Genomic DNA, 13,511 nt, shown 5'->3' with positions numbered 1-13,511 from the left:
TTAGCAGAACTTGTCCTAATTCTATGGTAAATACGCTGTTGAAGGTAGGACGGGAGACGGCAAGATAGAGAATTCGCTCTATACCCATTTCGTTAAGCACTTGGCGATAGAGGACATACTGCCCCAAAGCTTGCTCCAAATCTTTAACATCAGACTGTCCGACAAAACTCTTGACTTCAACAACAATCTGTTGGATTCCTTTTTCGGCACTAATGAGACGTTCTGCACCGAGATCGGCAGATAAGCGCTTCTTGCCTATTTGCAAGGGAAATGGGTCGTGGGTAATCGTCCAGCCATCCTTTTGTAAGGCACGCTTAACTGTATCGTGGTAGATGTCTCTCCTTGCCATGCTAATTTATGTGCTTTGCTATTTTCCTAGCTTAGTGCGATCGCTAATTGGCGTTAATGTTGGACGGGAGTAGATATTGGATTTTTTGGTGTCAATCCAACATAAGGCGATGAGCTGCTAGAGAAGCGTTTGAGCGAAAGTCAGGGTCATTTTGCCTTTTCATCCGGCGGCATTTCTCTCAGCTTCCTGCTGAGAAGCTTCTCTTTAATATGTTGCATATCTACTGACTGCTGCCTATAGTTTTGTAAAGCATTTTCTTGTAAAGCTTCCTCTGTATTGCCAGCAGCCGAGGATCGAACTCGTTCCAATGCCATTGCAGCGTCATTGAACAACTTAATCACCTCATTATGGGATATATAAGTGATATTTTCAGTGTGCGGAACTGCTAGCTTATGTATTTTGGTGCGTGGAGAGATAATAATGGTGGAACAGGGTACAAAAGGGGGAATCAGTTGATCCGTTCTTACCCGTTGTTCATGTGTCCGTGCTTGACGTACTGTATCGAGCGAGATGCCTCCACTGCTGCTCTCATCAGTTTTTGCTTCAAATACAAAAGCTTGCCAATTACCAAATATCCACAGTCCATCAGGAGCACCATTATCCGTCCATTGATGGGTTTTTGCGCCTAACATTTGTCCGAGTAAAGCTAATCCCCGTTCAAAGGCTTTGGCTTCTTTATTTTCAATATCTTTTTGAACTTTGGATACCTGTTTTGCATAATTACCACCTCTTATTTTCCACTTTTGTAGCAGAGCATCAATTTCCAAGAACCACTCCTGTATGGGCAGAGCCGTAGAAATACTGCTCTCAGATTGCCCTGAAATTTTGGAACGTAGCTTACCAAGCCAGGTAAGGGGTGAAGAGTTTGCTGATGCCTGATCTAGATAGGAAATAGCTGACAATTTGAAAGTTTCGCTTTCAGAATTCTTCCAAGCTAGAAAAGCAGAAGTAGCTGCTTGATGATGCCAAAAAGTTCGATAGGGTTGAAGGTCTGATCCACCTTCTAAAGCCGCTAGAGTTTTTGTGGCGATGTTTAAGCCTTCCTCATGTCGTCTGTTCCAAGAAGCATAAACATAATCAATTTCATGGGGCATAGCTTGAGCAAGAGCTTGAGCTGTTGAATCTGAAACTTTTGATAATGAATCGCGTCGCTTACGAATATCTTGCTCTGCTTCCTGCCACTCTGGTACACGCTTTAATAAAGCGTCAGCTAATTCGGCAAACTCTTCTATTGAATGTTCCGTAGAGTTTTCCAAGCCAAAGGCAATCTCAGCTTGCAATTCCGGATGCATACTTTGAGTGTTAGTTGTAGTACAACACCACTTTGTTAAGTCGTCGCTAAGGACTACAACGACAGAATAATCACTCTCATCGCGAGTGCATCGCCCCATTGCTTGAGTTACTCTGGTGCGGATACGATTGCGTAACTGAGAAGAAGCGCCAAGACGTGTTAACAAGTAACGCTCTTGTAATCCTGAAGCGGCTGGCTTACCATCTAGTATCATAAAGTGGCAATCATCACCTGGTAAATCAATTCCGTCGTATCGAGTGGCAAGCAGAAGTACGGATGATTTTGGACATTTTGTAAACGCATCCATATTCTGCTCAATTTGATCGGATTTGATGATTTCATAAGACTGCGGTAGCTCTTTCTCCCATTCTTTAAGAGTTCTATTGTCAGGAACAAGAATTAAAGCACGCTCAACCGACTTGAGCATTTCAATTGCAGCATATATCGATTGGTCGTTCGATAACTCTGGGAATAAAATTAGCCGTCTGCCTGTACTTCGCTTATGCCACTCTTCAGGTATTGGCAATCTGTCAATTTTTTTGACACCGAATACCCGCTCTATATCTCCATCCTCTCCCAACGTTGCCGACATATATACACGCTGTTTGGCATCTGAAAAAGGCTTGTGAGTTTGAGTCGGTGGGATGAGAGGACGAATTTCTATATTTTCTGGAGATAAGTACAGGGAGCAGGCTTCCAAGTGACCAGAAATTACACTCCACGAGTATTTCAACTCGTCATACTGAGGTGCAAACTCTTCAATGACTTGACTAAGTTGATCAAGTTGATCGTAAAAAGCAATAGTTGAAACTAAATCTACTGCTTTTTGGTCATATTTAGTGTTTCCCTTAGTTTTGATTAAATGACTCATGTAGTCTGGTATCGCTGGCTCAAGTGTCCGATACAGGGACAGATACAAGTCTTTATGATTTGAGCGATTGATAGAGAGCGTCCATAGATCTGCGATGTAATTGTCTGCTGCGTGAGCATCATCACAAATAATCACTTCTGGATCATCAATACGTGGATTTGTGTTAAATACTCCACTATAGGTAGTTATAGCAATTGCTTTAGCCTGTTGGTATAAATAAAATTGTGCCGAGTCGTACTTACTTTGAGATCCAACAAGTAATGCAGTGTTAATTCCATAAAGGCTAGCTTTTTCATTAATTTGAGAACAAAGTTGTCTAGTTGGACATAAAAATACAACTCGCTCTTTGAAAAATCGGCGACGGTATTCAGCAATCAGAAGACCAATCAAAGTCTTGCCTGTTCCTGTGGGCAACTCAATTGCTAAATTCTTACTATTAAGGTGATCTTGATAATAGGCTTCGAGGATTTTCCCTTGATGATTATAAAGATATTTTATTGATGGATTCCGCTTAAGATCCTGGAACATGAGTACGATAGACTCAGGTGTTGGTTCTTCTGATGCAGATGTGCGGAATTTAACCATTGAACCCTCTTTAGTTTGTAATCTTCAGGCTGAACTTCTTATTCAGTCTAACTACTGCGTTTAAATTTGGACTCCAGTGCGATCGCTCTTCATCCACTTCAACTCCCAACCCCACCTTCTCGAAGGCAACCCGTAGCTCATCCGTATCCCAGTTCACCATTGGGTCTAACTTGTCGCTGTAAATCGCCCCAATCCCAATATCCTCCTCAAGAGAGAATGCGCTTTCACTCTAAAGTTGAAGCGCTCGCAGGTCGCCTTTTTCTATGGATATCAGTAGGTGTTGTGGGTCGAATTCTCAATGGCGATAGCAGACAAACAACGGCATCGACTTCGAGAAGCTTTGCGCGATCGCTTCTTGGCAGGCGCAGGATTTAGCTCGATTCGTGAGGCTCGCTCTTGGGCGAAGGCACAGATAGGGCAGGACTTCCAACCGGGAACCGCCAACGCCAAAGCCCTAGAGGAAACGATTGAAGAAAGTTTGGTGGCAGCAGGGCGGAAGTTAATACAAGACGCCGGCGATAATCCTTGGAAAAGCTTTCGGGATTTGGTGGAGTTGTATCAGCGCCAGCCACCCCTCGGAACTCGCAGCAGCAGTAGTGTCCAACGGCAAGCCTACTCAACGCCCCTGCCCATTGCACATTTAGCATCAGTGATGGCAGGAATTGACCTACAGGGTACTGTTTACGAACCAGCCGCCGGGAACGGGGCGCTATTGATGAGCGCTAATCCTGAGCGGGTGAGTGCTAACGAAATCGATGGGGTTCGCGCTAAGGCGTTGCAAGAGCAAGGGTTTAAGGTGACAACCCAAGACGCCACCACCTATAAGCCCGATCAAAAATACGATTTTGTGATTGCCAATCCCCCTTTCGGTAGCATTCCCGATCCCGATAATCCCCAGCCTAATGCCAAGAAGCGGTGGCAAGTGGGTGAACTCAACACCCGTCAGATTGATCATGCAATTTGCCTCAAATCCCTGGAGGCATTAAAAGACGATGGGAAGGCGGTGCTAATTATTGGCGGGGTAATGGGAAATGACCCCATGCAGCGTAGCGATCGCTACAACTCGTTGGCGAATCGGGGTTTTTTTAAAGAGCTTTATGATACCTGGAACGTAATCGACCATTTTTCAGTATCTGGAGACTTGTATTCGCGCCAAGGAGCAGGCTTTCCGATTGATGTAATTGCCATTGATGGACGAGGAAAAAGCGATCGCTCCTATCCGGCGGCTGACGTTCCCCCGGTTTACCACAGTTTTGAAGAATTAGAACAAGAGGTTTTATCTAATTATGTATCTGCAAAATCCCAATTATTGGATGCCGACTTCCGAACAGCGCACACCAGAGATGCCAATGCTGCATTATTGGACAGCCGTGGCAGTTCCTCAGTCCATGCAAAAGATTCCCTCAATGAGCGAATATCTGCAACTGCTGGGATTGAGGGTAGCTTGGCTGATTCGCCAGGAACCTCCTTCAGACGCACAGCGAATCATTCGCGAAGAGATGCCCCTTTCAATGAGAGACGGGATTTTAGACGTGCTGCGGATGCCTCCGAATCCGGACATCAACCAAATAGCAGAAGCGTGGGCGAAAGCCTTAGTCATCAACAACCCCGAAATTTGGAATCATCTGGGTTTGTACTGGAGAGTGCAATTTCCCGCCCCGGTGCTAACCAATTCCGAACAAATAACCGAAGCGAGGGGATTGATTCAGAGTTTCAGTCTGGCGGAGTGGCTAGGGCAGATGAAGGCGACGCCAATCGAGTTTTAGAGCCAAAATCACAATCAGTATCAGAGGATAAAAGAATGAGTAATCATCAAGAATTACAAGTTTCCTATCAACCCTTTAGTAAAGGGAAGCCCCTGAATTCCTTGGTTCCCAAAAATATGTCAGCGGGGATTCGTAAATCGTTAGAATCGGTGCAAGAAAAACAGGGGGATATCGATAATTATGTTGCCCGTGAAATGGACTGGTCTAGGGACGAACTCTACGAAAAATTAAGCGCCGAGCAAATTGATGCGGTGGCGCTATCGTTAAAGAATTTTGAAGACGACGCCGAAACTATTTTAGGTGACATGACCGGCATTGGTAAAGGTCGTGTGGTTGCCTCTATGATTCGCAAGGCAAAGCTGGAGGGATTGACGCCAATATTTGTCACCGAAAATCCCAACTTGTATCGGGATATGCATCGGGATTTAGAGGATATAGGCGAAGACATTAATCCCTATTATACAGACTCGCACTTGACTATGGATACAAAGGGTGGAGAAAAAATTCACTATTCTGCCCAAAGTCATAAAAACCAAGAAAGAGAGATTTTAGAAACGGGAAATCTGGGAGACAAGGATTCAATATTTACGACGTATTCCCAAATGCAAACCGTGGCAGGCAAAGAACCGGAAAGACGGCAAATTTTGCGGAAGTTTGCCCCATCTGCGATGCTAATTATGGACGAATCTCATAATGCTGGTGGCAGTGGGGGTGGACGAGAAAGTTTGATGAGTAAGACGGGAATCCCGAATCGAGCGGGATTTACTCGTGAATTAAAAAAGTCGGCTGCCAAGTCGTTTTCATCGAGTGCCACTTATGCTAAAAATCCGGGTGTCATGGATTTATATTCTGGCACAGACATGAAAAAAGCCGTTGAGGATGTTCAGAGTTTGGTGAGTATTGTTCAAGACGGTGGGATTCCGATGCAACAAGTTCTTGCCTCTCAGTTAAGCGAGTCTGGGCAATATATCCGACGAGAACGATCCTATGAGGGGGTAGATTTTGATAATAAAATATTCCCGACGGATCGGCAGATGACCGATGATGAGGCGGCGGTTATGCAAGGTATCCTGGAGTTTGACCGTGCTAAAGATCGTTCACTTCATCAACTCGATAAGTCTTTAAAAGAAGAAGCGAAAGAGTTATCCCGTGATAATTCTACAGGATTGGCGGGAGCGGAGTCAACAAATTTTACGTCGTTGATGCATAATTATTTAGATGCATCAAATTTAGCCAAAAAAACGCAAGGGGCAATTGATTTAGCCAAGGAATCTTTAGAGAAGGGGGAGAAACCCATTCTTACGGTGTCTAATACAATGGGCAAATTTTTAAGTCAATACGCTCAAGATAATGGGCTAGAGACAGGGGATGTCATTGATGCTGATTTTGGTGATATGCTCAAGCGCTATTTGGAAAGAAGCAGAGAGGTCATTGTTCGGAATCACCACGGCGAAAGTAGTCGGCGGCGGCTGACGGATGAAGAGTTGGGTGAAGAGGGGATTAGGGCTTATGAAGAAGCCTTAGCTCGAATTGAGAATTGTGATTTTAGTCGGGTTCCTATCTCTCCCATTGATAATATTCGCTTTCAGCTTGAAGAAAGTGGATACACAACAGGCGAAATCACAGGGCGAAGTGATCGGGTTGAGTATGAGCGCAATCCAAATGGAGAGTTAGTTGGGCGATACGCCAAGCGCCCTGCTTCGGAAAGTTCGAGGGCGGGGAAAGCTCAAGCGGTTGATGACTTTAATAATGGGACTATTGATTGTTTGACGCTGAATCGGTCGGGGGCTACGGGTATATCTCTGCACTCTTCAGAACGGTTTAGTGATCAGCAGCGGCGGCACATGATTGTCGTGCAACCGGAGCGAGATGTTAACCAGGCGGTGCAGATGTTCGGGCGAGTTCATAGAACGGGACAGGTGAACGCACCGAAAATTACCATTGGCGCTGGGGATAATCCCAGTGAGAAACGCACAATGGCAATTTTGATGGGTAAACTCGCCTCCCTCAATGCCAATACAACGGCAAACCGGGAAGGGCAGATTGACTTTGAAAATGCCACCGATTTTTTAAATGAAATTGGAGATAAAGTGGTGGCGGATATTATTAAGGACAATTTTGAATTAGACAGCCAGCTCGATTTTCCTTTAAACGACGAGCTGGAAGGGACGGCGCGACGGGTAACTGGCAGAATGGCACTCCTTTCTTTGCCAGAACAAGAAGATTTAATGTCTGAAATTGAGGAGGAGTATCAAGGTGCTCTGGAGCGAGAAATGGCGATGGGACGAAATCCCCTGAAAGCAGAAACTCTGGATTTAGAGGCTCGGACAATCGCTTCCGTTGAGGCACAGCCGCCTGATCCAGGTTCAACGAGTCCCTTTACAGGGGCGGTAATGTTTGAGGTGATGGATGTTAAAAAGAACCGCCAGCCGTTGACGACAATGGCAGCGATGAATACGGTGAGAGCGGAGTTAGGGTTAGAACAGGTGTCTGACTCACAAGAATGCGATCGCCAAGAGTTAGAGGTGGCAGGGCGTGAGCAGGGACATCAGTTAAGCGAGGCGATTGAGTCTCTGGCGCAGGATTGGAAAGAGCGGCGTCGGGATTTGTTTAAGACAGAATCATCCCGCCAGAAATTTGAGGAGATAATTGAGCGGCAAAAAAATACCGTTCTAGACACAATTGATAAAAGTCCAGTTGGGCAAACGGTGCGGCTGAAAACCCCGGAAAATTCTGTGTACTATGGAGTGATTGCAGGACATCAATCCTCAGCGAAAGAAGGGAAAGATAATCCGGTATCTCCCTCGAAGTGGAAAGCGACTGTTTTGTTAGCCGATCCGGTTATGCAACTATCGATTCCCCATTCCAAGATCGGCAAGGATTATGAGGTTTCCCCTCAATCGGTTGATGATTTTGAGGGGAAGGATATTTTCTCGTTATTTGATGAGTACCAAGGCTCTAGTCGAGAATTGCGGGGGATGTTTCGCGGAAACTTGGTGAGGGCGGCAGAAAAGCACCTCTCGGAGGGAAAGATGGTAAACTTTACCGATTCCCACGGGGAGATTCAGCCGGGGTTATTGATGGGGAGAAAATTTAATTTAGCTGAATCTTTGGAAAATATGCCCGTCAAGATTCCGAGTGCCGAAAAAGTCGAGGAATTTACTCGCTCTTATGGGCGTTCTGTCAGTACGAGAGCCGAAAACTTGACTTTGGAGTTTAACAACCGTGCCGAAGAGTATGTGATGACGACTGGCAAGTCGAAGAGTCAGGGTGGGGAATTCTTTCTGGATCAGAAATTGCTGGATGCGGCTGGGGGTGGGGAGTTCTATTCAGTGGGGCGCTCTATGGAAATGAGTTTTTCTCCGGAGCACCTAGGGGCTGTGGTTGAGCGATTAGACGAAAAAGGGGGACTCTATGCAACGGGGGCAGACATTCCTTTGGCACGAGAGATGTTAGGGGAGGAGTTGCCCGATTTGAGCGGACTCAGCCCGGAAAATTTGCAGCTCAGTCAGCAGCGTCTTCAGGGGGAGTTGGAAGCGGCGGCAGTCGAAACTGTTGCAGAGTTGGAAGCTGGGGAATCTGTCTCACCAAAACAAAGCGATCGCCCAGAGGCGGATTCGAGTTTAGGTGTTCCGAAACAAAGCGATCGCCTGGAGGCGGATTCGAGTTTAGGTGTTCCGATTCAAAGCGATCGCCCGGAGGTGGATGCGAGTTTAGGTGTTCCGATTCAAAGCGATCGCCCGGAGGTGGATTCGAGTTTAGGTGTTCCGATTCAAAGCGATCGCCCAGACGCGGATCAGACACAGCAACATCGAGTAGAGGCGGTTGCTCCGGTTGTTCTCAAGCACCTTAAGGAGTTTGTCAAAAATGATCACTATCAAGGGAGTCAGCACAGGGCAAATTGGGATGACGAAAATCAGCGGTTAATTGTGGCTGATAACCAATCAGGCGAGAAAAAAATAGAGGCACACAAAGCTGAAGACGGCTCCTGGAAAAATAGTGATAGCCATTTGAGTGAGAAGGATTTAAAGCATTTCCAGAAATTAGCCGAGCATCAAAGAGCGATTTCATCTAAAAAAGGTGAGGTGGCTGAGAAAATTAAACAACAGAATCGGGTTAACCAGATGGCTCCGACGATTGTCAAGCACCTCAGCCTTATGAATCGTTTGTCAGTCAAAGGACGGCTTTATGAATCGAATTTAGACCCAGAAGAGTCTAAGTTGAGTTTAACAAAGAACGCGACCGGGGAAACCGTATTAAGTGCCAAGTTCCAGGGGAATAGCTGGCGGGATACGGGAAGTCAAATCGATGACAAGACCTTTGAATTTTTTGAGAAATCGGTTAAACCTAGGGTTAATGAAGCGGTGGCAAATCGCTCGGAACGCGAACGGTTAGAGCGGCAAAAGCAAGATGCTCAACAAAGCCTTTAAGCTCATCCCACGACCTTAAGTCGTGGGATTTCACGTCCTTAGTCATTTGTCATTTGTCCTTTGTTATGCGTAGCCTATTAACGGGCTTCCCGACCGCCTTTTCGGTGAGATTAGAGCTTGATTTGAGGGGAGATTGGGAGGTGTACAACTTGTACAGGTTGATGTTGGTTAGATTTCATCGCCTGATATTTTTCGATAGTTCTCTTCTCCGACGAGAGCTATGGAAACTAATTCTCGGACTAAAGTGCCAACCGAGATATTTTTTTCCTCGGCTTTTTGTCTCAAATCTTTTTCAATCGGTTCATGGAACCGAGTGGAAATTATCCGCCCTAGGGGAACTTTTCCTATCTGTATAAATTGACCCACCTCATTTTTATCTTGCTCCGGTAAGGGTTCTGTTCTTAGGTATTTGTTGATAGAGGGTTGAGGCAAAACCTTCTTTTTCCTTCCTTGGCGCTTCTTTTGTGTCATTGCCGTCATTATTTCCTACACTTTAACTCTCTACTTGGATAGTATAACATTGGCTATGAGCCTTACAATAGCCGTGTCTACACGGTTAATTTATATAGAAATAGCTATAAAGCTTGCAATAGCCGTGTATACACGGTAATATAGTAGAGAAGGCAGCGCCACCGACCTTAACTTTTAACAGCGCTGTATTCGTGCAAATCCTAATAAAGACAAGGAGCTCATTATGGTATTCGTCAATCTAATTCACTCCTTAGATCGTGAAATTGAAAAGCTGCAACAACAGCGTGTCACTCTCAAACAAAAAGGTGAAGAAGCTACGCAAATTTTGAGCGAACTGGCAGACTTAATTGATAGCGTTAGTGGACAACCGGATGCGTTCTCGTCGCTCAAGAGTGAAGTAATGGCTCTGTTTGACGCTACAGAAACCCCAGAAGTCTTTAACTCTAGTAATTCATTTGAAACTGCACCGTTGACTGACACTGCCGAAACTACTGACGAAAACGCTGAAACCGAAAAAGCTTTTGATTCTAATAATTCATTTGCGTTATCTGTTGAAACTGAAATCTCTGAAGCTGAAGCTACTGAAGCTGAAATGTCTGAATCTGAAGCCATTGAAGCTGAGGCTACTGAAACTCCTGAAATTGAAGTGACTGAAGCTGAAGCTACTGAAGCTGAAGACATTGAAGCTGAAATCTCTGAATCTGAGGCTACTGAATCTGAAACCACTATAGAAAAAACAAGTAACTCAGCAATATATGTTAGTGACGACGAGTTGATAATTGCAGGGAAATCAAAAAATCGTCTGAACCATTGGCGAAATTGGGTGATTGATAAAATTCCTACTTGTGAACTTGGGGAAGTAGAACGATCCACAACGGATTACAAATGGCAGTTCAAGGTTAAAGGGGTGGATAAAAGTAATCAGGTGTTTTTGGTGAAAAATTACACACAATATAAAAAGCCTAAATAATAGCCAAAAGCCTTGCTATTACCGTGTATACACGGTAATATAAAAGAGTGGGGGCAGTTTACACCGACCAAAGTATCAACTGCCCCCGTGCAAACCCTAAAAAGGATCTAAGTCTATGATATTTCAAAATTCCCTCAGAAAAATTGATTCTCAAATTGAAGAACTTAACCAAAAACGCCAGTGGCTTTTGGAGTGCGATCAGCAAGCCAAGGGAACATTGAAAGCGTTAGAGGATTTAATTGGTAGTGTTGAAGATCAACCGGATGCGATCGCGTCCCTCAAATCTGAGACGATGGCTTTGTTTGGGGGTGAAGATGTGCTATTGAGGGGACAGGCTGATGAGCTATGCAGTCCCCTGGCGTGTTGCATAGAGGATGCTCCGTTAGATGGGCAGGTTTGCCAGTTAAGCGATCGCCCTTTCCACTCCTCGGAACAGATATTTTTAAATGATGTCTCGCCGCGTCCGCCTGCACCTCCAATTTGTTCTTGGGAAATGGGAGATCAAGTAGTTTGGACGTTGACGCCTTCAGACACTTGGGAGTTAGTCGAAACTCCTGTAGGTGAGAGTACCACGGTTCGAGCCGTAAACTTGCGTACTGCTCAAGTGGATAGCCTTCCTTTAGCCGATTGTCAGTTAGTCTTAAAATTGAGTCGAGAGCGAGAATACCATGAAAGTGGAAATAGCCGTTTTGAGCTGGGTCAATACTGTCAGGTGATGCATTCGGAAAGACATCCAGAAAGTCAAGGGAAAATCGGGGTTTTGGAGTTAATATCTGCCCAAGAGCCACAATTTCCCTTAACTGTGTCAATAGATGGAGAATTGCACTATTTTCAACCGGAAGAGTTGATGGTTGTTGCTAATTCGGAAGTGGAAAAAATGTATGCTGGGGGAGAAGGGAATGGAGAGTTAGGGTTCTTTTAAGGCACTAGTCAAGCCTTATTGATTGATTTTTTGGCTGTTCATGTCAATTTGTCCTCCTGGTATTGATGCTCATTCTAATTTGGCTCCGTCTTGAGTATTTTTATTAAAGACTTGTGAGATTTAGCCACTGCCACCAAGTCGAAAAAAAAACATGTGACAGTTGAGGGTGCGGAATGGAGGTTTGTAGAGATATGGCAATATTTGTTCATGAAAATCACATCGACAAGTCCTATCTCTCACATTGCTGAAACCTTTTCTAGGCAAGCATTATTGTAGGGATAAATTCAGATTAGAAGAAGTTGTACTCTACAGTAAAATAAACCCCATTTTCTTGCCATGTCCTGTCTCTGGAATCCACCTCAACCAGGGGAATTCCCCAATCGAGACGAGTCCGAAATCTGTCGCTCTGTTGCCACTGTAAACCCAGTCCTATTCCGACTAATGTGTTGGGGTTAGGGGTGTCTTGACCCCCGCTATTCCAGCCAATACCCAGGTCAATAAAGGGGATAATTGATACAACACTTTTTGGGTTGGACAGGCGGTAAATTGGCAACTGGAGTTCGGCTGAGGCAAAGATGCCATTGTCCGTTAATCGGGCATCCTGACGGTATCCCCGCACGCTATTTTGACCGCCCAAGCCTAACTGTTCTAAGGGGATTAGGGGGTCGTTGGCTAGCTGGATGCTGCTGCGGAGGAGTAGGGTGGTGTCGGGTGCGATGCGGCGTCCCCACTGTACTTGTCCCCGCCAACTGAAAAATCGGCTATCGGGTATCTCTTCACCTGTAAAGGGGTCTGTGTCGTTGAGAGTGGCGTTGAACCAATCGACGCCTAGACTAAATTCAGATCGGGCGACGAAGACTTCTCTGGAACTGCGCTGTGTCCAGTCTTGAAAAAAGCGTAGGGCAGAAATGCGAGTGCGTCCAGCAGCGTCGGCTCCTCGTGAGAGAGGGAATTTAAAGCCTAAGATAGAGGTGTCACTTTCTTGTCGGGAAAAGGTTAACCCTAATCCCAACTCCTGCACAGAGTCCCCTTCTGCTTTGCGAATGATGGGTTGGCGCAGGGTGAGTTCATAGCTGCGATAGTCAGCGGCGAGGTCGAGTTTATCAAAGGGAGGTTCGGTGACATCGCCAGAACCGAGGCGGTATCTTAAGCCGAGGGTGCCATCTTTGGCGTTGATGGGTAAGGTGTAACCAATGTCAACCTCGTTACTACCATCCGTGTTTCTGTAGGTGGCGGTGAGGTTATCCCCTAAACCGAATAAATTGCCGTGGCTGAGGGTAAGATTGCGGCGAAAGCTACCTACACTGGGGGAACGGTTGTTATCTAGGCTGACTTGGATATCGAAGGGTTGAGTTTCTGTGATGTCTACTTCTAGGAGGGCTTGACCGGGTTGAGAACCGGGTAAGAGTTCGGCGTTGATGGTTTCAATTAAGGGGTTGAGTTGTAGTAGTCGCAGGGCTTCTAGGAGGCGGTCTTGATTTAAGGGGGCGGATGTGGCGGCGGCTAGGCGACTGCGTAGGTAGCTGGGTTTGAGCCGTTGAGTCCCGTTGATTTGGATGGGTTTTTCGAGTTGTCCTTCAACAATGTTGATGGTAATTGTATCTGTTCCTCCTAAGCGAACTTCTTGACCCTCTGGGATGTAGGCAAAAGCTAGAGGATATTGGTACTTGATGTAGTGTTGGGTGATGATGGAACGGGCTTGGAGGACTTGGGCAAAGGGGAGGCATAATTCAGCGGGATTGGTGTCGGAATTGGGGGGTAATTGTTGGCGAATTAGAGTGTTGAGTTCTGAGTCGCTGAAAACGGTATTGCCGTTAAAGTCGAAGCCGTGAATACAGATTTGTTCGGGTACGTCG

At 45.7% G+C, this 13,511-nt stretch carries 8 protein-coding genes; 3 read left to right on the top strand and 5 right to left on the bottom strand.

The genetic code is table 11. The features are described from left to right. The 3 genes from IQ257_RS25870 to IQ257_RS25860 all read right to left on the bottom strand — a co-directional run. The coding region (locus tag IQ257_RS25870; protein ID WP_193933323.1) for an element excision factor XisH family protein at positions 1-349 on the bottom strand (349 nt) is incomplete at its 3' end. Between the two features lie 146 nt (positions 350-495). Next, positions 496-3,096, bottom strand: a complete 2,601-nt coding sequence (locus IQ257_RS25865; RefSeq protein ID WP_193872287.1) for a DEAD/DEAH box helicase family protein — start codon at positions 3,094-3,096, stop codon at positions 496-498. A gap of 10 nt (positions 3,097-3,106) precedes the next feature. Beyond that, the gene (locus IQ257_RS25860) at positions 3,107-3,256 is read right to left on the bottom strand and encodes a hypothetical protein (RefSeq protein ID WP_193872286.1); all 150 of its coding nucleotides are present in this window, start codon (positions 3,254-3,256) and stop codon (positions 3,107-3,109) included. Between the two features lie 138 nt (positions 3,257-3,394). On the opposite strand from IQ257_RS25860, the gene IQ257_RS25855 reads away from it, so the two are divergent. Beyond that, a complete protein-coding gene (locus tag IQ257_RS25855) occupies positions 3,395-9,292 on the top strand; it encodes a strawberry notch C-terminal domain-containing protein (RefSeq protein ID WP_193872284.1) in 5,898 nt (1,965 codons plus the stop codon). Between the two features lie 168 nt (positions 9,293-9,460). Here IQ257_RS25855 and IQ257_RS25850 read toward each other — a convergent pair whose 3' ends face one another. Further along, positions 9,461-9,772: a hypothetical protein gene (locus tag IQ257_RS25850; protein WP_193872283.1), complete on the bottom strand. Its 312-nt coding sequence runs from the start codon at positions 9,770-9,772 to the stop codon at positions 9,461-9,463. Between the two features lie 214 nt (positions 9,773-9,986). On the opposite strand from IQ257_RS25850, the gene IQ257_RS25845 reads away from it, so the two are divergent. Together IQ257_RS25845 and IQ257_RS25840 are read left to right on the top strand one after the other, a co-directional pair. Next, positions 9,987-10,733 (top strand): hypothetical protein, encoded by a 747-nt coding sequence (locus tag IQ257_RS25845; RefSeq protein ID WP_193872282.1) that lies wholly within the window; start codon positions 9,987-9,989, stop codon positions 10,731-10,733. A 115-nt stretch (positions 10,734-10,848) separates the two neighbouring features. Then, entirely contained in the window at positions 10,849-11,655 is an 807-nt protein-coding gene (locus IQ257_RS25840) for a hypothetical protein (protein WP_193872281.1), read from the top strand. Positions 11,656-11,944: 289 nt separating this feature from the next. Here the strand turns inward: IQ257_RS25840 and IQ257_RS25835 are convergent. Continuing rightward, positions 11,945-13,511: ShlB/FhaC/HecB family hemolysin secretion/activation protein (locus IQ257_RS25835; protein WP_193933321.1), on the bottom strand; the 1,567-nt coding region annotated here is incomplete at its 5' end.

It is taken from the genome of Coleofasciculus sp. LEGE 07092 (genome assembly GCF_015207375.1).
Taxonomy (GTDB): Bacteria; Cyanobacteriota; Cyanobacteriia; order Cyanobacteriales; family Coleofasciculaceae; genus LEGE-07092.
This window is presented reverse-complemented; position numbering and strand designations above follow the sequence as displayed.

Excerpts from the sequence above, each read along its gene's own strand:
- IQ257_RS25865 (WP_193872287.1), bottom strand. The coding sequence starts at position 3,096 with ATGGTTAAATTCCGCACATCTGCATCAGAAGAACCAACACCTGAGTCT.
- IQ257_RS25860 (WP_193872286.1), bottom strand. The coding sequence starts at position 3,256 with ATGGTGAACTGGGATACGGATGAGCTACGGGTTGCCTTCGAGAAGGTG.
- IQ257_RS25850 (WP_193872283.1), bottom strand. The coding sequence starts at position 9,772 with ATGACGGCAATGACACAAAAGAAGCGCCAAGGAAGGAAAAAGAAGGTT.
- IQ257_RS25840 (WP_193872281.1), top strand. The coding sequence starts at position 10,849 with ATGATATTTCAAAATTCCCTCAGAAAAATTGATTCTCAAATTGAAGAA.
- IQ257_RS25855 (WP_193872284.1), top strand. The coding sequence starts at position 3,395 with ATGGCGATAGCAGACAAACAACGGCATCGACTTCGAGAAGCTTTGCGC.
- IQ257_RS25845 (WP_193872282.1), top strand. The coding sequence starts at position 9,987 with ATGGTATTCGTCAATCTAATTCACTCCTTAGATCGTGAAATTGAAAAG.